Genomic DNA, 22,393 nt, shown 5'->3' with positions numbered 1-22,393 from the left:
TGTTCCTCGTCTTGTTTCCAAAATCTTGCGTCCGAAGACTCCAAATGAAATGGAACTGCAAAATTACACTCATCCATACACGATGAGCAAGGTGCCACGAGCTTTTCTTATTCTTTTATATTGATGTTTGGCTTACCCATAATAAAATTCCATATATCGCGGAAAACATTTGCTTTGTTAAGTGTAGTGATGATCACCAATGTAACTGGTCCTAGAATTAAACCTAAAAAACCAACTAATTTAAAACCCACAAATAAAGCAATTAATGTTGCCAAGGGATTCAATCCGATACTAGAGGAAAGTATCTTAGGCTCCATAAATTGTCTTTGTACAATTACCACTGTATACAGAACTCCAAGACCGACGGCAAGATATACATTTCCAGTAATAGCCTCATAAATAATCCAAGGAATGAATACCACACCAGTACCTAAATACGGCAATAAATCAACAATTCCACTAACTAATGCAATGGTGATAGCGTAATCAACCCTCAATATCAAAAGTCCAATCAAAACAATTACCAAGGTAATGGAAATTAAGGTAAGCTGTGCTCTGATAAAACCGATAAGTGCTTTCTTTAAATCACTAAAGACCGTTTTTCCACTTTTTCGTGCTTTTTCAGGTATAAATTTTCCGCCGATTTTCGATAAACGTTCCCAATCCTTACTTATAAAAAAGGTTGCTAGAAGGGAAAAAATCAAAACAGTTGCCGCATTAGGAATCCAAGAAATAATACTAGGCAATCTTTGGAAAAAGTTTTGCAAAAAGTCACCTGCATTGGAAGCGATTTTTTGGCCAGCGGATTGAATATTATGCATAATAGTATCCTGTTGTCCCGCATTAAGACTTTTGAACAAGCTTGTGGCTTGGTCATATAGAGGGATTACCTGGGAAGCAATAAAATTTTCAATATAATTGACTAATGTTTGTACATGATCAGGCAAAACATCTGCTAAATAATTTGCCCCAGCAACAATTTCGGTAATTAATAAAGTGATTAAACCGATAAATACACTAATTATTAATAAAATGGATATAATAACTGCGATTGATCTAGGAAGCTTGAGTCTTTTCTCAAGGAAATTAACTAGTGGATTGATGAAAAGAGCGATAACAAGGCCAATTAGAAATGGATATGTAACTTTCGAAATAAAAACGAAGGCAATGAGAGCTCCAATTACTATTCCTATAACAATTAAAAATCGTATTGTTCTGTATATATATTCAGGATTCAAGCTTAGCCCCTCCCAGTTATGTATTACTATTATTTTACATGGCAGAAAGAGCAAAAAAAAGAGATATATAGAAATGTATAAAAAATTATTACTTTAAGATGGAATCTTATTTTTCTAAAAAAACATTCATTGCCAAATTGTATCCATTTTCATTCACAAAAATCAGATAATTGTTTATAATAAAGGAGTGAACAAATAAGTTTGAGCTAAAAAAAATAGACAAGTTTCGATATTATATTATAATAGGTATGTGACCGCGTGCATCTATTACATACAGGCGAAAGCTTAGTGGCCGATATTCGGCACAATATTTACTTTATTTTCTATTTATTGCTCAAATATATTGGGAAAGAATATCTGTAAAAGGAGAGAAAGTCATGACAACTACCCGTGGACTTGAAGGTGTTGTTGCAACAACATCATCTATCAGCTCAATTATCGATGACACACTAACTTATGTTGGATATAACATCGATGACCTTGCTGAAAATGCAAGCTTTGAAGAAGTAATTTATTTATTGTGGCATCTTAAGCTGCCAAACAAAGCTGAATTAGCTGAATTGAAACAACAACTAGCTGATAACATGGAACTTCCTCAAGAAGTATTGGCAAGTTTTAAAACATATCCTATTCAATCTGTACATCCAATGGCAGCATTAAGAACAGCTGTATCATCTCTAGGACTGTATGATGAAGAGGCAGATGTGATGGAAGAGGCTTCAAACTATCGTAAAGCGATTCGCCTCCAAGCTAAAATGCCAGCATTGGTTGCAGCTTTTGCCCGCGTACGAAAAGGATTAGAGCCAGTATCTCCTCGTAAAGACTTAGGATTCGCTGCAAATTTCCTTTATATGTTAACAGGCAACGAGCCAGAAGAAATTGCTATCGAAGCTTTTAATAAAGCACTTGTATTGCATGCTGACCATGAATTAAATGCTTCTACATTTACTGCACGCGTATGTGTGGCAACATTATCTGATGTATACTCTGGTGTAACGGCAGCAATCGGTGCGTTAAAAGGGCCTTTACATGGTGGAGCAAATGAGCAAGTAATGAAGATGCTTACTGAAATTGGTTCCGTTGATAACGTAGATTCCTATATCCATGGAAAACTTGCGAATAAAGAAAAAATCATGGGCTTCGGACATCGTGTATATCGTCAAGGAGATCCACGCGCTAAGCATTTAAAAGCAATGTCAGAAAAATTAACCAAACTTACAGGCGAACCACAATATTATGAAATGTCTACTAAAATTGAAGACATCGTTACATCTGAAAAACACTTACCGCCAAATGTTGATTTCTATTCTGCGTCCGTTTATCACAGTCTAGGAATTGATCATGACTTATTCACTCCTATCTTTGCTGTAAGTCGTGTATCCGGTTGGCTAGCACATATTTTAGAGCAATATTCTAATAACCGCTTAATTCGCCCACGCGCAGAGTATACCGGTCCTGGTATGCAAACTTACGTACCAATTGAAAATCGTTAACAAAATTAAATCTGGCTGTTACGAAAATTTATCGCTTTTCCAACTTTTCTCTAAATCTTTATAATGGTTTAGTTCAGAGGCATTTTTCCTTTCAAAAGTTGTAAAAGAAAGTTTGCCTGACCTTTCGATAAATAAGGAAAGGAAGTTCAAGAAAAGAGCCATTTTTATTTACAAATAGATGAAAAATTGGTGTAATAAACATTGGAGATAATGGGTTAGAAGCAATGACTTCTAACCTTTGATACTGAATTGGAGGGAAAGACATGTCACAAGGTGAAAAAATCACAGTAGAAAATGGTGTTCTAAAAACACCTAATAATCCAATTATCCCATTTATCGAAGGAGACGGTACCGGTCCTGATATTTGGGCAGCATCACAAAGAGTTCTAGATGCTGCAGTTGAAAAAGCGTATAAAGGCGAACGCAAAATTGTATGGAAAGAAGTACTTGCTGGGGAAAAAGCATTCAACCAAACTGGTGAATGGTTACCATCTGAAACACTTGATACTATTAACGAATATTTAATCGCTATTAAAGGTCCATTGACTACACCAGTTGGTGGCGGTATTCGTTCTTTAAACGTAGCATTACGCCAAGAATTAGATCTTTTTGTATGTTTACGTCCAGTACGTTATTTCGAAGGTGTTCCTTCTCCGGTAAAACGTCCTGAAGATACGGACATGGTAATTTTCCGTGAAAATACAGAAGATATCTATGCAGGTATTGAATACCAAGAAGGCTCAGCCGAAGTGAAAAAAGTAATTGAATTCTTACAAAATGAAATGGGAGTTAAGAAAATCCGTTTCCCTGAAACTTCTGGTATCGGAATTAAGCCTGTTTCTAAAGAAGGTACAGAACGCCTTGTACGTGCTGCTATCAATTATGCGATTAAAGAAGGCCGCAAGTCTTTAACACTCGTACATAAAGGTAATATCATGAAATTTACTGAAGGTGCGTTCAAAAACTGGGGCTATGAATTAGCAGAAAAAGAATTCGGTGATAAAGTATTTACATGGGCACAATATGATCGAATCAAAGAAGAGCAAGGTACAGATGCTGCAAACAAAGCACAAGATGATGCATTGGCAGCTGGAAAAATCCTTGTAAAGGATTCTATTGCAGATATATTCCTACAACAAATTTTAACTCGTCCTCGTGAATTTGATGTCGTTGCAACAATGAACCTTAATGGTGACTATATTTCTGATGCACTTGCTGCACAAGTTGGTGGTATCGGTATTGCTCCTGGTGCGAACATTAACTACGAAACAGGACATGCAATTTTTGAAGCAACTCATGGAACAGCACCTAAATATGCTGGACTAGATAAGGTAAACCCATCTTCTGTAATTCTTTCTGGTGTTCTTTTACTTGAACATTTAGGATGGACGGAAGCGGCTAACCTAATTACTAATTCTATGGAAAAAACAATTGCTTCAAAGGTTGTAACATATGACTTTGCCCGTCTAATGGAAGGTGCAAAAGAAGTTAAATGTTCTGAGTTCGGAACAGAATTAATTAAAAACATGGACTAATTAAGTAGTCAAATATTGTTCGGCCTGATCACAGGCAACAAAGAAATTGCCGGCTGGTAGGGACGAATTCCTCTAGCCGGCTTTTCCTATTTATAAGAAAGAAGAAATTATTTTCATATATATACTGATTAAGTTTTGTCACTGTCTAGTACCAAGTGAAATTGGAACTGATAATTTCACCAAGTGAAATTGGAACTGATAATTTCACCAAGTGAAATTGGAACTGATAATTTCACCAAGTGAAATTGGAACTGATAATTTCACCAAGTGAAATTGGAACTTCAAAAATTCCCTTGGTTCTTATCGACTAGCGGAAGCCTAAGTCCTCTCTCTACGATAAGAGGCATCGGATCGTCCCTAGCCGTGTTTCTTAAATCTTTCGTCACTGATTTCAATTTTTACTCATCCGTACTCCGAGGTGAGCAAGGCGCTTGTCGCATTCCTTATTACGCACATAAAGGAGATTTGTAAAATGACAATGAAAAGAAAAAAGATTTCCGTAATTGGTGCAGGTTTTACTGGAGCTACAACAGCATTCTTATTAGCACAAAAAGAGCTCGGCGATATCGTTTTAGTAGATATCCCTCAAGCAGAAAATCCAACAAAAGGAAAAGCATTGGATATGTTGGAAGCAAGCCCTGTTCAAGGCTTCGATGCAAATATCATCGGTACTTCCAATTATGAAGATACTAAAGATTCGGATGTAGTTGTTATTACAGCGGGTATAGCTCGTAAACCAGGTATGAGTCGCGACGACTTAGTTCAAACCAATCAAAAAGTAATGAAGAGTGTAACACAAGAGGTTGTAAAAAATTCTCCAAACTGCTACATCATTGTCTTAACAAATCCTGTAGATGCCATGACATATTCGGTATTTAAAGAATCTGGTTTCCCTAAAAACCGTGTAATTGGTCAATCAGGTGTCCTTGATACTGCTCGTTTCCGTACATTTGTTGCACAAGAGCTTAACTTATCTGTTAAAGATGTCACCGGTTTTGTTCTAGGAGGTCATGGAGATGACATGGTTCCATTAGTTCGCTATTCATATGCGGGCGGAATTCCTTTAGAAACATTAATTCCAAAGGATCGACTTGATGCTATTGTGGAGCGAACTAGAAAAGGCGGCGGGGAAATCGTTAACCTATTAGGGAATGGCAGTGCGTACTATGCCCCCGCGGCTTCACTAGTAGAAATGGTGGAAGCAATTGTAAAAGACCAGCGCCGTGTCTTACCTTCTATCGCGTATTTGGAGGGGGAATATGGATATGATGGTATATATTTAGGAGTGCCAACTATTCTTGGCGCGGATGGTATTGAAAAAGTTATTGAATTGGAATTAACAGCAGAAGAAAAGGCTGCCTTAGATAAATCAGCTGAGTCTGTGCGTAATGTTATGAAAGTTTTAATGTGATTTAAAAATCTATATTTCGAGGTCAAACCAACTCCCAGGTTTGACCTCTTTTTATTGAGAAGAAAAAATAATAATGATATGATAAAGGAATACAGATAATATTGATTTTTTTGATATTTTTTATGCGTGTTTTGTAACCGTTTACAGCATTGGAGGTCTATTATGTTACTAGGAAAAAAAAGAAAACAAGGACGAAAACTGGATGAAATTACGGTTGGGGAGAAATTAACTTTAACGGAAAAGATTGAGGATAAGGATCTGCTTCTTTATCTTGGACTGACAGATGATGCCAACCCGTTATATATACAGCATGATTATGCATCACAGACCCCCTTTGAGAAGCCTATTGTCCCATCCATAATGTTAACAGGCATTATTACATCAGCTATTTCGAAATATTTACCTGGACCGGGTTCCCACATTATGGCTCAAAATATTAAGTTTATGAAACCTGTCTATCATTATGCAACCGTTCATTTTATCTTTGAAATTACTGAAGTAAATCACAAGCAACATATGATAACGATACAAGTTACTGCTAGGAATGAAGAAGATGAGGAGGTAATATCTGGTGATCTAGCAGTTTGCCCTCCTCACCGTCTGAAAATGTTCAATGGTAGTGCCCTCGATAATTTTTAATGGAATACTATTTCTTTAAATACAGTCAGCGCTTCCGCTGGCTTTTTTAATGGTTGTTATTCCTAAGATTTTCGCTTTACACTTGTCCATGATAGAATAAAAACAAAAGAAAAGAGTGTATTTTTTGAGGAGGTATTATTTTGAATAAGAAATTAATTCTTATTGATGGAAATAGTATTGCGTACCGTGCTTTTTTTGCATTGCCGCTGCTAAATAATGATAAGGGAATACATACGAATGCTATATATGGGTTTACTACTATGCTAATGAAGATATTAGAGGAGGAAAAGCCGACCCATATGCTAGTCGCTTTTGATGCGGGAAAAACCACCTTTCGTCATAATACCTTCAAAGAATATAAAGGAACACGCCAAAAAACCCCGCCAGAGTTATCAGAACAGTTTCCGTTTATACGTGAGTTATTAGATGCATATGGGATTAAGAGATATGAATTAGATAATTATGAAGCAGATGATATCATCGGTACTTTATCTAAAACAGCTGAAAATGATGGCTTTGAGGTTAAGGTGATTTCTGGCGATAAAGATTTAACACAATTAAGCTCCGATAATACAACGGTTTGTATTACCAAAAAAGGAATTACGGACATTGAAGCGTACACTCCAGAGCATATTAAAGAAAAATACGGTTTGACCCCTATTCAGATTATCGATATGAAAGGTTTAATGGGAGATACATCCGATAATATCCCTGGAGTTCCAGGTGTTGGCGAAAAAACGGCCATAAAATTATTGAAGGAATTTGAAACATTAGAAAAATTGCTCGATTCTATTGATAAAGTAAGCGGAAATAAATTGAAAGAAAAGCTCGAAGAAAATAAAGAGCAGGCAATAATGAGTAAGGAGCTTGCGACGATTTTTAGAGAAGCACCTGTTACGGTTTCCATTGAGGATACCGAATATAATCAGACTTCGAATGAAAAGCTTATTGGATTATTTAAAGAATTGGGCTTTAACTCCTTGTTAGAGAAGATGGATGTGGAACAGACAAGCAGTCCATCAGAACCAATGAAAGAAACTCCGTTTGAGCTGGTAGACTCCATCACGGAGGATATTTTTGCCTCGGAAAATTCCTTATACTTAGAAATGATAGAAGAAAACTATCATACTGGTGACATTATAGGATTTGGCTTAAGTAATGAAAAGGGTAACTACTATATACCTGCTGATATAGCATTGCACTCCAATATATTTAAAAAGTGGGCAGAAGACGAAACTAAAATAAAAAATGTATATGATGGAAAGCAATCCATTGTAGCTTTAAAAAAGCATGGAATCGACCTGAAAGGCATCCAATTTGATTTATTAATTGTCTCCTATCTTTTGAATCCGTCGGAAAATGTCGATGATTTTACATCTGTTGCAAAATTGCATGGATATACAAACGTTCAGACAGATGAAGAAGTATATGGGAAAGGTGCAAAGCGAAAAATCCCGGAAGAAGCGATTGTGGCGGAGCATGTAGTCAGAAAAGGTGTAGGAATATCAGAATTAGTAGAGCCATGCATGAACCAACTTGAAAAAAACGAACAGTTGTCCCTCTATGAGAATTTAGAACTGCCACTTTCATTTATTTTAGCGAAAATGGAAGCTACTGGAATTAAGGTCGACAAAGAGCGTCTCATGGAAATGGGGAAAGATATAACAAAGCAGCTCCACGAAATTGAAAATAAAATATATGATTTAGCTGGAGAAAATTTTAACATCAATTCTCCGAAACAACTAGGTGTTATCTTATTTGAAAAGCTTGGATTGCCACCTTTGAAAAAAACGAAAACGGGTTATTCTACTTCTGCAGATGTATTAGAGAAGCTGGAAGCTGACCATGAAATAGTGAGGGAGATCCTACGATATCGACAGCTAGGGAAACTGCAATCTACCTATATTGAAGGGTTGCTAAAGGTTATTAATGAAAATGGAAAGGTTCATACTCGCTTTAACCAGGTATTGGCTCAAACAGGACGGTTAAGTTCTATTGACCCGAACCTTCAAAACATTCCAATTCGGTTAGAGGAAGGAAGAAAAATCAGGCAAGCATTTGTACCATCGGAGGATGGCTGGTTTATTTTTTCAGCAGACTATTCCCAAGTCGAATTGCGAGTATTAGCACATATTGCCGGTGATGAAAAGCTGATCGAAGCCTTTAATGAAGACATGGATATTCATACCAAAACAGCAATGGATGTTTTCCATGTTTCTGAAGAAGAAGTAACATCTGATATGCGTAGACAAGCAAAAGCGGTTAATTTTGGTATTGTATATGGTATAAGTGACTATGGTCTTTCTCAAAATCTTGGAATTACTAGGAAAGAAGCAGGTCAATTTATTGATCGTTATTTCATAAGCTATCCAGGTGTAAAGCATTATATGGAAGATATTGTTCAAGAGGCAAAACAAAAAGGATTTGTAACGACATTATTGAATCGAAGACGCTATATTCCTGAAATTACAAGCAGAAATTTTAACATTCGCAGTTTTGCTGAACGTACTGCGATGAATACACCGATTCAGGGGAGTGCAGCAGATATTATCAAAAAAGCAATGATTGATATGGCTGCTAGATTAAAAAAGGAAAATTTAAAAGCAAAACTATTAATACAGGTTCATGATGAATTAATTTTTGAAGCTCCGAAAGAGGAACTAGAAGTACTGGAAAGAATTGTGCCGGAAGTCATGGAAAATGCACTTAAGCTGAATGTTCCCTTAAAGGTGGATTATTCATATGGAGCGACATGGTTTGATGCAAAATAGAAAGATTGGCAGGAAATGAGGTGAAACAGCATGCCTGAATTACCGGAAGTAGAGACAATTAAAAGAACCTTAACTCAATTAGTTTTAGGTAGAACGATAAAAAACGTAATTGTTCATTGGCCCAAAATCATCAAAAAACCAGATGAAAAAGAGCAGTTTATCGATGCTTTAGCTGGACAAAGCTTTGAAGGAATCGATAGGAAAGGGAAGTTTCTAATCTTTTACACAGACGACTTTGCCCTTGTCTCTCATTTGCGAATGGAAGGCCGATACGGACTATATCAACATACAGAGCCAATCGATAAGCATACCCATATTATTTTTCAATTTACAGATGGTACGGAGCTTCGATATAGGGATGTGCGTAAATTCGGGACGATGCACTTATTTAAAAAAGGAGAGGAATTTTCCTCCCTTCCGTTATTGCAGCTCGGTCCCGAGCCATTTTCAAACCTTTTTACAAACGATTATTTAAAAGAAAAATTAAGTAAAACAGATCGTAATATTAAAGCAGTTCTTCTGGACCAAACTGTTATTGCCGGTTTAGGGAATATATATGTGGATGAAGCACTTTATCGTGCGAAGATACATCCGGAGCGAAAGTCTCGTACCTTGACGTATAAAGAAATAAATATACTTCGTAAAGAAATTATTGCTACATTAGAGGAAGCTGTTGAAAAAGGTGGCAGTACTGTGCGAACTTATGTTAATACACAAGGACAAATAGGCATGTTTCAACTGCAGCATTTTGTTTATGGAAAAAAAGGCGAGCCTTGTCAAAAATGCGGTACACTGATTGAAAAACGTGTTACGGCTGGAAGAGGAACGCATTTTTGTCCGAAGTGTCAAAGACTATAAGGAAACGAATCAATGTGTCATAGTGAATATTTAACATTTAGATAAGTTGTCGTTCTTTAAAAGAAGACTTATAAATGGCGCCTAGTTTAAAAAATAATGTAAGAACCATGGGCATGCCCCTTCCATATACTATTTTAGTGATGTGACAACAGGAAGGGGCATTACAATGGGCTTTCAGTTATCACTTTTTTTATTGGCATTTGCTGTTAGTTTAGATAACTTCAGCACAGGATTCACCTATGGATTGAGGAAGTTGCGCATTCCAAACAAATCCATTCTGATTATTGCCCTCTGTTCAGGGGTATCATTGTTTGTAGCTATGCTATTTGGGAATATTCTTCAAAAATTCATGTCACCGGAAATTGGAAACCGAATCGGCGGTATCATTTTAATCGCTATTGGCGGCTGGGTTCTTTTTCAGTTTTTTCGAGCTGAAAAGGAAGTAAGTGAACCACAGGAAAAGGTTGTCTTAAAGTTAGAAATTCGTTCTTTAGGATTTGTCATTCATATTTTGAAGAAGCCAACAAGTGCAGACTTTGATAAATCGGGAGTCATTACAGGAATAGAGGCATTTATGCTTGGTTTAGCTTTGTCTCTCGATGCATTTGGGGCAGGAATTGGGGCTGCAATGCTAGGATATTCACCAATAAGCTTAAGTTTGATCGTCGCAATAATGAGCTTAATACTTGTTTCAGCGGGAATAAAATTAGGGAAAGTATTTTCACATTTAAATTGGATGCAAAAGGTCTCCTTTTTACCCGGAGTGTTACTAATCTTAATTGGAATTTTGAAATTTTGAAAGGATACAAAAAACATGGCAATTGTTATAGGATTAACGGGTGGAATTGCAAGCGGGAAAAGCACCGTTTCAAGTATGTTTCGAGAAAAAGGATTTACTGTTATTGATGCGGATGTTGCAGCAAGAGAAGTTGTAAATATTGGCGAGAATGCATATAACAAAATCGTACAGGAATTTGGGAAAGAAATATTATTGGATGATTTATCGTTAGATCGGGCAAAGTTGGGAGCAATTGTGTTTCATAATGAGGAGAAAAGACTTCTCCTCAATAGTATTGTTCATCCAGCCGTCCGAGAGTACATGAATGATAAAAAGGAAAAAGCGATTGCGGAAGGAAAGAAAACAGTAATTTTAGATATACCACTTCTGTTTGAGAGCAAGCTAACGTATATGGTTGACAGGACTATACTTATTTATGTGGATGCTGATATCCAATTAATGAGATTGATGGAACGTAACGGATTTACAGAAGAAGAAGCAAAAGCTAGAATATCAGCACAATTGCCGTTGAAGAACAAAATAGACTTGGCTGATGTAGTAATATATAATAACGGTGATTTAGAAGAAACAGAAACACAATTAAATAAACTAATTAATAGCTGGAATTTAACTAATTAAGCCGCCATTTTGGAAAAATGGTGGTTTTTTTATTGAAAAAAGTATCACATATTACCACCAATATGTTATACTGTTTGTAAATGGAGTATAACATTTATACAGGAGGACATCATTTATGAAGGCAAAAGTGGCAATTAACGGCTTTGGTCGTATAGGACGCATGGTATTTAGAAAAGCAATTCTAGAACAAGATATCGAGATTATAGCCATTAATGCTAGCTATCCAGCTGAAACACTAGCACATTTAATCAAATATGATACGAATCATGGAAAATTTGAAGCCGATGTATATGCAGAAGATCAAGCAATTGTTGTGAATGGTCAAAGAGTGCAATTATTAAATAATCGTAATCCAGCTGAGCTTCCTTGGAAGGAACTTAATATAGATATTGTGATTGAGGCAACAGGTAAATTTAATGCACGAGAAAAAGCAGCATTGCATCTTGAAGCGGGTGCCAAAAAAGTTATCTTAACAGCACCGGGTAAAAATGAAGATGTTACGATTGTTATGGGTGTAAATGAAAGCGCATTAAATATTAATGAGCATGACATTATTTCCAATGCATCATGTACAACAAATTGCTTGGCTCCCGTGGCAAAAGTACTTGACGATAAGTTCGGAATTGAAAATGGATTAATGACGACCGTTCATGCATATACAAATGATCAAAAAAATATTGATAATCCTCATAAAGATTTGCGACGTGCAAGGGCATGCGGACAATCGATTATCCCTACTACAACAGGTGCAGCAAAGGCGCTTGCATTAGTGCTTCCAAAGTTAAAAGGAAAGCTGCATGGAATGGCACTTCGTGTTCCTACACCTAATGTGTCATTAGTAGATTTGGTCGTGGATTTACAGAAGGATGTGACAATTGAAGACGTAAATGAAGCATTCCTTTCCGCTTCCCAAAATGAATTGAAAGGAATTTTGGATTTTACTGAAGAACCCCTTGTTTCGATTGATTTTAATACGAACAGTCACTCTGCTATTGTAGATGGTCTCTCCACCATTGTGATGGGGACAAATAAAGTGAAGGTATTAGCATGGTATGACAATGAATGGGGCTATTCCTGTCGGGTAGTAGATTTATTGAAATATGTAGCGAAAGAATTAGCAGCTTCTTTACATGCTAAGGTTGGATAAATAAATTGGAAAGCCTGCTGACTAAATCAGCAGGCTTTTTTATGGTAAATTAGCCTTTTTGAATAAGCTATAACATACTTGATACTATTATTAAAAAATTTTAGTCATAAAATTTTTGATTCATATATTGCAAAATTGAATTTAACAAAGTATACTATCAATCGTGAACTTCTTAAAACAAACGAAAGTTTAATTTAGGAAAAACAAAAAATTTAATAATTCTGTAGCTACTTAAAGGGTTAGGACCTCTCTGGACTAACTTTCCCCCGTGGTAGTTGCATGAAAATTTCAGTTGAAATTTTCGAATATCGCAAAAATATTTCTTAAAAGGGGGAAACGATCAATGGAAACAATGGGTCGTCATGTAATTTCCGAATTATGGGGCTGCGATTTTGAAAAACTAAATAACATGGAGTTTATTGAAAGAACTTTTGTTGATGCAGCATTAAAATCAGGAGCAGAAATCAGAGAGGTAGCATTTCATAAATTTGCTCCACAAGGTGTCAGCGGAGTTGTTATTATTTCTGAATCACATTTAACTATCCACAGCTTCCCTGAACATGGATATGCAAGTATTGATGTGTACACTTGCGGTAACTTAGATCCAAATATTGCCGCTAACTATATTGCTGAAAGCTTAGGAGCCGAAACACGCGAAACAATAGAATTACCTCGTGGAATGGGTTCTGTTCAAGTAAAACAAACCAATATTAAGGCACTTTAATAATTTGATAACATTGGAAAACGAGGCGCTTTATTCCTCGTTTTTTTTGTACTTTTAACCAGCTTTGCAGTGAATTTTTTTCTTGTGATTTTAGTTTCTTTTATATATGATGAAAGTAATCATGTACAAGTAAACGGAGCTGATAAAATGAAATGTCCGTCTTGTCAAAATAATGGGACACGTGTGATTGATTCTCGCCCCGTTGATGAAGGACGTGCTATAAGGAGAAGGCGTGAATGTGAGGATTGCCTTTATCGCTTTACGACCTTTGAAAAAGTCGAGGAAACACCGCTAATTGTAGTGAAAAAAGAAGGAATTCGTGAGGAATTCAGTCGTGAGAAAATTTTACGTGGGCTAATAAAAGCTTGCGAAAAGAGACCGGTTTCGCTTGCGGAATTAGAAAAAATTTCAATGGAAATTGAAAAAACGCTTCGAAATCTTGGTTATTCTGAAGTTCAGTCGGAAAAAATCGGTGAACTCGTTATGGACAAGCTAGCATCGGTAGATGAGGTAGCGTATGTTCGATTTGCTTCCGTTTATAGACAATTTAAAGATTTGAACGTATTTTTGGAAGAATTAAAGGAACTAATTAAAAAGGAGCAATAAAAGGCTAGAGATTTCTCGTTCTAGTCTTTTTCAATATTTTTCGGAGATTTTATTGGCAAGGATGTGGCTTTCATGAAACAACTTTGGAATGAGATTCAGCCAGTGGACCGATATTTCGTTACATCCAATGGAATTCTGCATGAATATGATCGTAAGGTAATCTCATTGCTATATCAGCCACTGATAGGTGTTCATTGTTTTAGCCTGTATACGACGCTATGGAATGAAATGAATGAGAATCAATTGTGGTCTGATGAATGGACTCATTATCATCTGATGAATTTCTTATCTTTAAATTTACGCGATATTTATGAGGCACGCTTGAAATTGGAAGGTATCGGCTTACTGAAAACATATGTCAAAAATGAAAATGACGATAGAATCTTTATATATGAACTTCAGCCTCCCCTTTCCCCAGCGCAATTTTTTACGGATGGAATATTAAACGTCTTTTTATACAAACAGCTTGGAAAGCAGCATTTTTTAAGGCTAAAGAAACTATTTACTGATAATGCCATTGAAAAAGAAGAGTTTCAGGAAGTTACCCGTTCTTTTCAAGATGTATTTCTTTCATCAAGTGGAGAGTATTCCTTACTTGATTATGAGGCGCTTGAGGCAAGTAAAGTCGAAGAGCAAATGCAATTTCATCATAGAAATACTGCAGAAGAGATTAAAATTGTAGAAGCAGACTTCGATTTTGAATTGTTTTTATCTGGATTAAAAGGTTTCATTCATCCGCAAAAGGAAATAACCGCTCAAGTGAAGGAAGCTATTTATAAGCTTGCATTTTTATATCAAATTAATGCGATTGAAATGCAAAATATATTTCTAAGTGCTTTGAATGCAGAGCAAAGTATTGACATAGAAGCCCTTAGGAAAGCTTCAAGAGATTGGTATCAATTAGAGCATGGAAATGATTTACCTAAACTGATGGATCGACTGCAGCCTTTAAAAGACCGGACAAGCATTGGCAATGGAGATTCACGGGAAGATAAGCTTATTCACTATTTAGAAACGACGTCTCCAAGGCAGCTTTTAATCGATATTTCCGATGGGGTATCCCCTTCCAAGGGAGATTTGCAGGCAATAGAAGAAATTATGTTCCAGCAAAAGCTTTCTCCCGGAGTGGTAAATGTATTGATTCAATATGTTTTACTGAAGACAGATATGAAGCTTACCAAAAATTATATGGAAAAAATCGCATCTCATTGGGCACGTAAAAAGGTAAAAACAGTTAAAGAAGCAATGGAGTTAGCTAAAAACGAACATCGGCAATATCAGCAATGGGCAGATAATAAAGATAAACCAAAAAATACAAAGAAAAATCCAATTCGAACAGAAAAGCTTCCAGACTGGTTTACGGAAAAAGATGAAACGCAAAGTAATCCGAATACTGGGTCTCCATCTGCGGAAACGCTTGAGGAGAAGCGAAAAAGACTGGAGTCCATTCAAAAGAAATATAAGAAGTAGGAGGTGGCAGGGATGGAAAAGATCAATGATACATTAAAGAAATTATCCAAAAGCAGTAATTTTCAACAAACCTATAATGATATGAAACAGGAAATATTGAATCATCCCGATATTAGAGAATTCCTTCGGCAATATCCCGGTGAAATTACCACCTCTATGGTTGAAAATAGCTTAATGAAATTGTATGAATATATCTCACAAACAAGGGATTGTCAGAAATGCTCTGGTTTGGAACACTGTGTAAACATGATGCAGGGCTATGAACCGGAGCTTGTTTTGCGAAAAAATGGGATTGATATACAATACCGCCCTTGTCGAAGCAAGCTTATGGATGATGAGAGAAAGAAGAATGAAAAATTAATCCAAAGCATTTATGTTCCAAAGGATATTTTGCACGCATCCTTTGCTGATTTTTCGTTGGAATCGGATGGCAGGTTGAATGCATACGATTTCGCCGAACGCTTTGTAAGAGAATATGAACCAGGGAAAAAAATGAAAGGACTATACCTGTATGGCAGCTTTGGGGTGGGGAAATCTTACCTTTTAGGAGCGATTGCAAACCATTTAGCCGAGAATAAGCAGGTTTCTTCTATGATCGTCTATGTTCCGGAATTTTTTCGGGAAATGAAGCAATCATTAGGAGATCATACATTAAATGAGAAGCTGGAAACCGTCAAAAGAGCTCCAGTTCTAATGTTGGATGATATCGGTGCCGAGGTTATGTCTAGTTGGACCCGAGATGAAATTCTTGGCTCTATCTTGCAATTCCGAATGCAGGAAAACCTTCCAACCTTCTTCACTTCGAATTTTGATTATAAAGGTTTAGAGCATCATCTTACTTATTCTCAGCGAGGCGAAGAAGAACGTATGAAAGCGGCCAGAATAATGGAAAGAATAAAATATCTTTCTGCTCCAATTTTAGTAGAAGGACCAAATCTTAGAACCTAAGTGCATCGAGCATTTGGTTCTTCTTTTTTTAGACTGAACTTCTAAAATAGCCAAGCCCCCCATATATATAAAACATGGAATTTCCATTGCAAGGGGGGCTTATATTGGATTTTATTTTTAAATATATGGATGATGCAGTCTGGCTGCATGAATATTTTATTCAAAGAGACAAAGAAATTTGGTTTCATGAAACAATTTTTCAGAATCAAAAACAATATTTTTTGACTATAGATTTCTCAGCCATATCGTTAGAGGAGGTTGAAACAGGATTCAGCCAATTTATCATTCAAAAGAAAAGAAACGATTGGGTAAAGGATATTTTAAGAGAATATTTCTTTTTTAAAGAGGAAGAAGAACAAAATAATATTTTAGAAATAGTTATTGATATGTTTAATGGTGATCGACCTGAATTAACCTCAATCATAAGCGAAATGAATGAAACGAAAATGATTCGTCATGCTGTCTCCGCTTTATTAGAACAGTATGATACAGTATCTTTTGATTCATTGATTAAATTTCGATTAAAGGAATATTATGAACAAATTATTGTATATGTGGAAATTGCCATTGATGAATACAAGATGGAGCAAGAATATCAAGTATTCATTCAAATGTTGAGAGATTATTTGTTGGAACGTCCTTCCAAGCTGGATGTGGTCAGAATCTATTTTGAGGAGTATGGGATTTTCTATAACGATCAATTTCAGGAAATGACAAAGAGTGAAATAGCGAATATGTTAGATAGGAGACTATTAACTAATCATCCAATCTATATAGATTCCGTAACTATTGCTCCATTATTATCTATTGCACCTAAGAAAATATATCTGTACGCAGATTCATTTGATAATGGTTTAATTCGTACTCTTCAAAATATATTCGAAGAAAGAATTATGCTAGCAAATAAAGAACAATTTTGGCAGGAAAGAAATACTTTTTTTACTAAGCTTGCAAACACATAGGACCTAGTTTTTAATGAAGACTTTATTTCGGATCTTTTCTTAAAGGTTATTTACTCCAAATAAGGATTGTATTTAAGGCATTCTGCTACATAAGCATTCCTAATTTAAGAAAAGAGTCATAAACAAGGAAAAATATTTCATACTCTTGATTTTCTTCGAAGAAACTTCTATAATTACGTACATACGAAATGAATTATACTAAAAGTAATGATGAGGACAAGAGTATTTCTTTACGGTTTCCAGAGAGGAAAGACATGGTGAAAGCTTTCCAACACGAAATGAATACTTACCACCTCTAAACTTTGGCTGCGAACATAAAGCTTGAGATAAGTAGTAGCTGACGGGAAAATTCCGTTATCAAATTCCTAAAGTCATTTCTATTTTTTAGAGGTGAAAAGTAGGGTGGAACCACGTGTATATTATACTCGTCCCTTTCCAGGGGCGAGTTTTTTATTTTCCAAAACTAAAACAAGGAGTGGACAACATGTCTGAAATTAAAATTACTTTTCCAGATGGCGCCGTTAAGGAATTTGCCAGCGGATCAACAACAGAAGATATTGCGGCATCCATTAGCCCGGGATTAAAGAAAAAAGCTTTAGCGGGTAAGCTGGGTGACAAGTTAATAGATTTACGCACACCAATCCATGAGGATGGCACTATTGCGATCATTACACCTGATCAGCCCGAAGCACTGGAAATACTTCGCCACAGTACAGCACATCTAATGGCGCAGGCAATTAAACGTTTGTTTGATAATGTGAAGCTTGGTGTAGGTCCTGTTATTGAAGGCGGATTTTATTATGATATGGATATTGATGTATCCATAACTCCGGAGGATCTGCCAAAGATTGAAAAAGAAATGAAAAAAATTGTAAATGAAAATTTACCTATCGTTCGCAAAGAAGTGGCACGTGAGGAAGCAAAGCAACTATTTGCCGGTGATGAATATAAACAAGAATTAATTGATGCCATTCCGGAAGGGGAAAAAGTCACAGTATATGAACAAGGCGATTTCATCGATCTTTGTCGTGGTGTACATGTTCCATCAACAGGAAAAATAAAAGAGTTTAAGCTATTAAGCATCGCTGGTGCTTACTGGCGTGGTAATAGTGATAATAAAATGCTGCAGCGTGTATACGGCACAGCATTCTTCAAGAAGGAAGACCTTGATGAGCACTTACGCTTACTGGAAGAGGCAAAAGAACGTGATCACCGCAAAATCGGGAAAGAATTAAATTTATTTATGACATCCCAAAAAGTTGGACAAGGTCTTCCATTATGGATGCCAAAAGGGGCTACCATTCGCCGTGTAGTAGAGCGATATATTGTAGATAAGGAAGAAAGCTTAGGTTACGATCATGTCTATACACCAATTATGGGAAGTGTAGATTTATATAAAACAAGCGGTCACTGGGATCATTACCAAGATGATATGTTCCCGGTAATGGAAATGGATAATGAACAGCTTGTTCTTCGTCCTATGAACTGTCCACATCATATGATGGTATTTAAAAACGGTATTCATAGCTACCGGGAACTGCCAATTCGAATTGCCGAACTCGGTACTATGCACCGATATGAAATGTCTGGTGCTTTATCCGGACTTCAAAGGGTACGCGGTATGACTTTGAATGATGCTCATATCTTTGTTCGCCCTGATCAGATCAGAGATGAATTTAAACGAGTGGTTGAATTAATTATTGATGTCTATAAAGATTTCAATATTACAGATTACACTTTCCGCCTTTCTTATCGTGATCCGGAAGATAAAGAAAAATATTTCGATGATGACGAAATGTGGAATAAAGCCCAAAGCATGCTGAAGGATGCGATGGACGATTTAGGTCTTGACTATTTTGAAGCGGAAGGGGAAGCAGCCTTTTACGGTCCGAAGCTTGACGTGCAAGTTCGTACGGCACTAGGAAAGGATGAAACATTATCCACTGTACAGCTAGACTTTTTACTTCCAGAGCGCTTTGATTTAAATTATATCGGAGAAGACGGTAAGCCACATCGTCCGGTTGTTATTCACCGTGGTGTCGTTTCAACTATGGAACGTTTTGTAGCTTACTTAATTGAGGAATATAAAGGGGCGTTCCCAACTTGGCTAGCTCCTGTTCAAGTAGCCGTTATCCCTGTATCTCCTGAAGCTCATTTGGATTATGCAAAACAAGTGAAGGAACAGCTCCGTGCAGCTGGATTAAGAGTTGAACTTGATTTGCGCGACGAGAAAATGGGTTATAAAATACGTGAGGCTCAAATGCAAAAAATCCCTTATATGCTAGTGGTAGGGGACAATGAAGCGGCCGAAAATGCGGTAAATGTTCGTAAATATGGTGAACAAAAATCAGAAACCGTACCATTTGCGCAATTTATGGAAGCTATCAAAGCGGAAGTTAAAAGGTAATAGGAAAAAACTATTGCACCAATTAATTAATTTTGATAATATTGATGATGTTGCTTTAATGAAACGAAAATGAAAGAAAGCCATTTGACATCTACTAAAGTAATATGTTATATTATCTAAGGTAAATTGAATATTAGTTTGAGGAAAAGAAGGAGCAACCCGCTTCTCGCCTGATTGACGCTAATGAGCAGTTGGCAGGTTTCGAATTCATCACATTCAAAACTATTCATACGTGAATGTAAGTGCGGGTATCTCAGCCCGCACTTTTTATTTGTTCTAAGAAACTTGACAATAAAGAGGCTTCAGTAGGTGGAGAGCAATTCTTTTAACCCAAACCATTTATTCCAGCTTAACCTAGCTTCTTTGAAGCAAAAGACGAGCTACAGTTACTGTATTGTAATCAACAGATATTTGATTGCTTAGGTAAAAACCTTGGAGGTGGCTAACTATTAGCAAAGATATGATGGTTAACGATGGCATTCGTGCACGTGAAGTGCGTCTCATTGGTCAAAACGGTGAACAGCTAGGTGTCAAATCTCGTAATGAGGCAATTGAAATTGCTTCAAGAGTAAACCTTGACCTTGTTCTGGTTGCGCCAAATGCGAAACCGCCAGTAGCACGTATTATGGATTACGGTAAATATCGTTTTGAACAGCAAAAGAAAGAAAAAGAAGCACGTAAAAATCAAAAGGTCATCAGTATTAAAGAGGTTCGTTTGAGCCCTACCATTGAAGAACATGATTTTAATACAAAGCTTCGTAATGCCCTTAAGTTTCTTGAAAAGGGAGATAAAGTAAAAGCAAGCATTCGTTTCAAAGGCCGTGCCATCACACATAAAGAAATTGGTCAACGAGTACTTGATCGTTTCGCCGAAGCTTGTGCAGAGGTAAGTACGGTGGAATCAAAGCCCAAAATGGACGGACGCAGTATGTTTTTAGTTCTAGCACCAAAAACTGAAAAGTAATGTTATGAGGAGGAAAATCCTATGCCAAAAATGAAAACTCACCGCGGCTCAGCAAAGCGTTTCAAGAGAACAGGTTCTGGCAAACTTAAACGTTCTCATGCTTACAGAAGCCATTTATTCGCTAATAAAGTGACAAAACAAAAACGTAAGCTTCGTAAATCTACAGTTGTTTCTAAAGGCGATTTCAGACGCATTCGTCAAATGCTTTCTAATATTTAATCGTTCGTAATTGAAATAGGAGGGAAATATTATGCCACGTGTAAAAGGCGGTACAGTTACCCGCAGACGTCGTAAAAAAGTTCTTAAGCTAGCAAAAGGTTATTTCGGTTCAAAACATACATTATTTAAAGTTGCTAATCAACAAGTAATGAAATCTTATATGTATGCTTATCGTGACCGTCGTCAGAAAAAACGCGACTTCCGTAAGCTATGGATTACTCGTATCAACGCAGCTGCTCGTATTAACGGTCTTTCTTACAGCCGTTTAATGCACGGTCTTAAGCTTGCTGGTATTGAAGTAAACCGTAAAATGCTTTCTGATCTTGCTATTCATGATGAAAAAGCATTTGCAGAACTTGCAAACCAAGCAAAAGCACAATACTCTAAATAAGTTAGATGAAAAAGCCATTCTCAAGATACGAGAATGGCTTTTTATATACAGCCTATTCTTACACGTTATTGCAATGGTAGGAGCAATTTATACGAAGACTGGGATATTTTTTTATCAGAGGAGAGGGAAAATGTTAACAATATCATAATCGGATATTTTATCTTTATCAATATGATAGGATTCATCATTATGGGGACAGATAAAAACTATGCTAAAAAACATAAATGGAGAATTCCTGAAAGGACTCTTTGGAAAATAGCTATTATTGGTGGTGCATGTGGTACGACATTGGGAATGAGTGTCTTTCGTCATAAAACTCAGCATCTGAATTTCAAATGGGGTTTTCCGTTCTTGGCAATAGCCGATTTAGTTATTTTCTATTTTCTAATACATATTTGAGTAATAACCATACAAACTGTTCAATATGTTATAAATATGGTTCATCATCTTAGAAAAGCTTAATTCTTATACCGTTTTGCTTACGTCATTATGGATTAGTAATAGTTGATAATAATTTAGAATTTGAGAAAACAAGCAAAATGTATAGGAAAATGCTTTAATCATCAAAGGCGGGTGAAAAGGTGAACGATCAATTAGTGATTTTGTTTTCATTTGTTGAAAGCAGTGCCGTTTTAGCCCCATTCCTCTTTATTTTATTTCATATCTTAAGGCAGTTTTTATTTATCCCTGTAGCGGTTGTTTGTATGGCAGGAGGAATTTTGTTTGGAAGCTTACTCGGAATCGCTTACTCTTTAATTGGATTATTGTTGTTATCTGCCCTCAGCTATGTATTATTTAAAAAAATCCCGAAAACTTACGAAAAGCTTATCAAATTAAAGCAAAAATGGTTTGGTCATCGGGCTAAGTTAACTGTTGGTCAAATTGCTATCTTACGCCTTATTCCATTTATCCACTATCAGCTATTAAGTGTTTGTTTGCTGGAAAGAACTCGAAATTTTAAAGATTATATGAAAGGCTCCGTTATTACAAATCTTCCTCTAGTCTTTTTCTATACGGTATTCGGACAATTTATTTCCCGTTTTACACCAGGTATGATAGTAATGATTTTACTTGCACTCTCCATATTGTTTTATATATTAAGAGAAAAAGTCATTGTCATGAAGTGGCGCGAATTTTTTCAGGAAACTTCATAAAACCCTTAAAGGGTTTTTTTATTTTGATAAAATATAGAG

Annotated in this window: 21 protein-coding genes and 2 other annotated features; of the genes, 20 read left to right on the top strand and 1 reads right to left on the bottom strand. The window is 36.3% G+C overall.

The genetic code is table 11. The annotated features are described in order from the left end of the window. Positions 1-107: 107 nt before the first annotated feature. Positions 108-1,238, bottom strand: coding sequence for a sporulation integral membrane protein YtvI (gene ytvI, locus KHA87_RS10890; RefSeq protein WP_213094072.1), 1,131 nt, complete (start codon positions 1,236-1,238; stop codon positions 108-110). Positions 1,239-1,615: 377 nt separating this feature from the next. Between ytvI and citZ the strand changes: the two genes are divergently transcribed. From citZ to KHA87_RS10790, 20 genes are all read left to right on the top strand, one after another. Further along, complete coding sequence (citZ, locus tag KHA87_RS10885) at positions 1,616-2,731, top strand: citrate synthase (protein ID WP_213094071.1); 1,116 nt, start codon at positions 1,616-1,618, stop codon at positions 2,729-2,731. 263 nt (positions 2,732-2,994) lie between these two features. After that, positions 2,995-4,266 (top strand): NADP-dependent isocitrate dehydrogenase, encoded by a 1,272-nt coding sequence (icd, locus tag KHA87_RS10880; protein WP_213094070.1) that lies wholly within the window; start codon positions 2,995-2,997, stop codon positions 4,264-4,266. A gap of 472 nt (positions 4,267-4,738) precedes the next feature. Further along, the gene (mdh, locus tag KHA87_RS10875; protein WP_213094069.1) at positions 4,739-5,677 is read left to right on the top strand and encodes a malate dehydrogenase; all 939 of its coding nucleotides are present in this window, start codon (positions 4,739-4,741) and stop codon (positions 5,675-5,677) included. Positions 5,678-5,839: 162 nt separating this feature from the next. After that, complete coding sequence (locus tag KHA87_RS10870; RefSeq protein ID WP_213094068.1) at positions 5,840-6,316, top strand: MaoC/PaaZ C-terminal domain-containing protein; 477 nt, start codon at positions 5,840-5,842, stop codon at positions 6,314-6,316. Between the two features lie 140 nt (positions 6,317-6,456). Further along, entirely contained in the window at positions 6,457-9,087 is a 2,631-nt protein-coding gene (polA, locus tag KHA87_RS10865) for a DNA polymerase I (RefSeq protein WP_213094067.1), read from the top strand. Positions 9,088-9,117: 30 nt separating this feature from the next. Then, positions 9,118-9,945, top strand: a complete 828-nt coding sequence (mutM, locus tag KHA87_RS10860) for a DNA-formamidopyrimidine glycosylase (protein ID WP_213094066.1) — start codon at positions 9,118-9,120, stop codon at positions 9,943-9,945. Positions 9,946-10,111: 166 nt separating this feature from the next. After that, complete coding sequence (ytaF, locus tag KHA87_RS10855) at positions 10,112-10,744, top strand: sporulation membrane protein YtaF (protein WP_213094065.1); 633 nt, start codon at positions 10,112-10,114, stop codon at positions 10,742-10,744. A gap of 15 nt (positions 10,745-10,759) precedes the next feature. Next, positions 10,760-11,362, top strand: coding sequence for a dephospho-CoA kinase (gene coaE, locus KHA87_RS10850; protein ID WP_213094064.1), 603 nt, complete (start codon positions 10,760-10,762; stop codon positions 11,360-11,362). 115 nt (positions 11,363-11,477) lie between these two features. Next, positions 11,478-12,509, top strand: a complete 1,032-nt coding sequence (locus KHA87_RS10845) for a glyceraldehyde-3-phosphate dehydrogenase (RefSeq protein ID WP_213094063.1) — start codon at positions 11,478-11,480, stop codon at positions 12,507-12,509. A gap of 343 nt (positions 12,510-12,852) precedes the next feature. Continuing rightward, positions 12,853-13,233: an adenosylmethionine decarboxylase gene (gene speD, locus KHA87_RS10840; RefSeq protein ID WP_213094062.1), complete on the top strand. Its 381-nt coding sequence runs from the start codon at positions 12,853-12,855 to the stop codon at positions 13,231-13,233. Positions 13,234-13,380: 147 nt separating this feature from the next. After that, on the top strand, positions 13,381-13,839 hold the full coding sequence (nrdR, locus tag KHA87_RS10835; RefSeq protein WP_213094061.1) for a transcriptional regulator NrdR: 459 nt from the start codon (positions 13,381-13,383) through the stop codon (positions 13,837-13,839). A 72-nt stretch (positions 13,840-13,911) separates the two neighbouring features. Then, on the top strand, positions 13,912-15,309 hold the full coding sequence (locus tag KHA87_RS10830) for a replication initiation and membrane attachment family protein (RefSeq protein WP_213094060.1): 1,398 nt from the start codon (positions 13,912-13,914) through the stop codon (positions 15,307-15,309). A 12-nt stretch (positions 15,310-15,321) separates the two neighbouring features. Continuing rightward, positions 15,322-16,257: a primosomal protein DnaI gene (gene dnaI / locus KHA87_RS10825; RefSeq protein WP_213094059.1), complete on the top strand. Its 936-nt coding sequence runs from the start codon at positions 15,322-15,324 to the stop codon at positions 16,255-16,257. A gap of 104 nt (positions 16,258-16,361) precedes the next feature. Continuing rightward, positions 16,362-17,219, top strand: a complete 858-nt coding sequence (locus KHA87_RS10820) for a putative sporulation protein YtxC (protein WP_213094058.1) — start codon at positions 16,362-16,364, stop codon at positions 17,217-17,219. A 198-nt stretch (positions 17,220-17,417) separates the two neighbouring features. After that, positions 17,418-17,655, top strand: a binding site (T-box leader). 48 nt (positions 17,656-17,703) lie between these two features. Continuing rightward, positions 17,704-19,626: a threonine--tRNA ligase gene (gene thrS / locus KHA87_RS10815; protein ID WP_213094057.1), complete on the top strand. Its 1,923-nt coding sequence runs from the start codon at positions 17,704-17,706 to the stop codon at positions 19,624-19,626. Positions 19,627-19,766: 140 nt separating this feature from the next. After that, positions 19,767-19,902 (top strand) — a sequence feature (ribosomal protein L20 leader region). Positions 19,903-20,086: 184 nt separating this feature from the next. Beyond that, positions 20,087-20,590 (top strand): translation initiation factor IF-3, encoded by a 504-nt coding sequence (gene infC / locus KHA87_RS10810; protein ID WP_126647797.1) that lies wholly within the window; start codon positions 20,087-20,089, stop codon positions 20,588-20,590. Between the two features lie 21 nt (positions 20,591-20,611). Continuing rightward, entirely contained in the window at positions 20,612-20,809 is a 198-nt protein-coding gene (rpmI, locus tag KHA87_RS10805; RefSeq protein WP_101354900.1) for a 50S ribosomal protein L35, read from the top strand. 31 nt (positions 20,810-20,840) lie between these two features. Then, complete coding sequence (rplT, locus tag KHA87_RS10800; protein ID WP_213094056.1) at positions 20,841-21,200, top strand: 50S ribosomal protein L20; 360 nt, start codon at positions 20,841-20,843, stop codon at positions 21,198-21,200. 33 nt (positions 21,201-21,233) lie between these two features. Next, positions 21,234-21,599, top strand: a complete 366-nt coding sequence (locus tag KHA87_RS22515) for a DUF1294 domain-containing protein (protein ID WP_213094055.1) — start codon at positions 21,234-21,236, stop codon at positions 21,597-21,599. A gap of 182 nt (positions 21,600-21,781) precedes the next feature. Then, the gene (locus KHA87_RS10790; RefSeq protein WP_213094054.1) at positions 21,782-22,354 is read left to right on the top strand and encodes a TVP38/TMEM64 family protein; all 573 of its coding nucleotides are present in this window, start codon (positions 21,782-21,784) and stop codon (positions 22,352-22,354) included. The last annotated feature ends 39 nt before the right edge of the window (positions 22,355-22,393 follow it).

The organism is Bacillus sp. FJAT-49736, from assembly GCF_018343615.1.
Classification (GTDB): Bacteria; Bacillota; Bacilli; order Bacillales; family Bacillaceae_C; genus Margalitia.
The sequence above is the reverse complement of the archived record's forward strand: the minus strand, read 5'-3'. Positions and strand labels throughout refer to the sequence as shown.

What these genes read in the sequence shown, in the direction of transcription:
- ytaF (WP_213094065.1), top strand. Translation starts at nt 10,112, where the DNA reads ATGGGCTTTCAGTTATCACTTTTTTTATTGGCATTTGCTGTTAGTTTA.
- dnaI (WP_213094059.1), top strand. Translation starts at nt 15,322, where the DNA reads ATGGAAAAGATCAATGATACATTAAAGAAATTATCCAAAAGCAGTAAT.
- rpmI (WP_101354900.1), top strand. Translation starts at nt 20,612, where the DNA reads ATGCCAAAAATGAAAACTCACCGCGGCTCAGCAAAGCGTTTCAAGAGA.
- thrS (WP_213094057.1), top strand. Translation starts at nt 17,704, where the DNA reads ATGTCTGAAATTAAAATTACTTTTCCAGATGGCGCCGTTAAGGAATTT.
- citZ (WP_213094071.1), top strand. Translation starts at nt 1,616, where the DNA reads ATGACAACTACCCGTGGACTTGAAGGTGTTGTTGCAACAACATCATCT.
- mdh (WP_213094069.1), top strand. Translation starts at nt 4,739, where the DNA reads ATGACAATGAAAAGAAAAAAGATTTCCGTAATTGGTGCAGGTTTTACT.
- speD (WP_213094062.1), top strand. Translation starts at nt 12,853, where the DNA reads ATGGAAACAATGGGTCGTCATGTAATTTCCGAATTATGGGGCTGCGAT.
- infC (WP_126647797.1), top strand. Translation starts at nt 20,087, where the DNA reads ATGATGGTTAACGATGGCATTCGTGCACGTGAAGTGCGTCTCATTGGT.
- nrdR (WP_213094061.1), top strand. Translation starts at nt 13,381, where the DNA reads ATGAAATGTCCGTCTTGTCAAAATAATGGGACACGTGTGATTGATTCT.
- rplT (WP_213094056.1), top strand. Translation starts at nt 20,841, where the DNA reads ATGCCACGTGTAAAAGGCGGTACAGTTACCCGCAGACGTCGTAAAAAA.
- KHA87_RS22515 (WP_213094055.1), top strand. Translation starts at nt 21,234, where the DNA reads ATGGCTTTTTATATACAGCCTATTCTTACACGTTATTGCAATGGTAGG.
- KHA87_RS10870 (WP_213094068.1), top strand. Translation starts at nt 5,840, where the DNA reads ATGTTACTAGGAAAAAAAAGAAAACAAGGACGAAAACTGGATGAAATT.
- KHA87_RS10830 (WP_213094060.1), top strand. Translation starts at nt 13,912, where the DNA reads ATGAAACAACTTTGGAATGAGATTCAGCCAGTGGACCGATATTTCGTT.
- mutM (WP_213094066.1), top strand. Translation starts at nt 9,118, where the DNA reads ATGCCTGAATTACCGGAAGTAGAGACAATTAAAAGAACCTTAACTCAA.
- icd (WP_213094070.1), top strand. Translation starts at nt 2,995, where the DNA reads ATGTCACAAGGTGAAAAAATCACAGTAGAAAATGGTGTTCTAAAAACA.
- coaE (WP_213094064.1), top strand. Translation starts at nt 10,760, where the DNA reads ATGGCAATTGTTATAGGATTAACGGGTGGAATTGCAAGCGGGAAAAGC.
- KHA87_RS10845 (WP_213094063.1), top strand. Translation starts at nt 11,478, where the DNA reads ATGAAGGCAAAAGTGGCAATTAACGGCTTTGGTCGTATAGGACGCATG.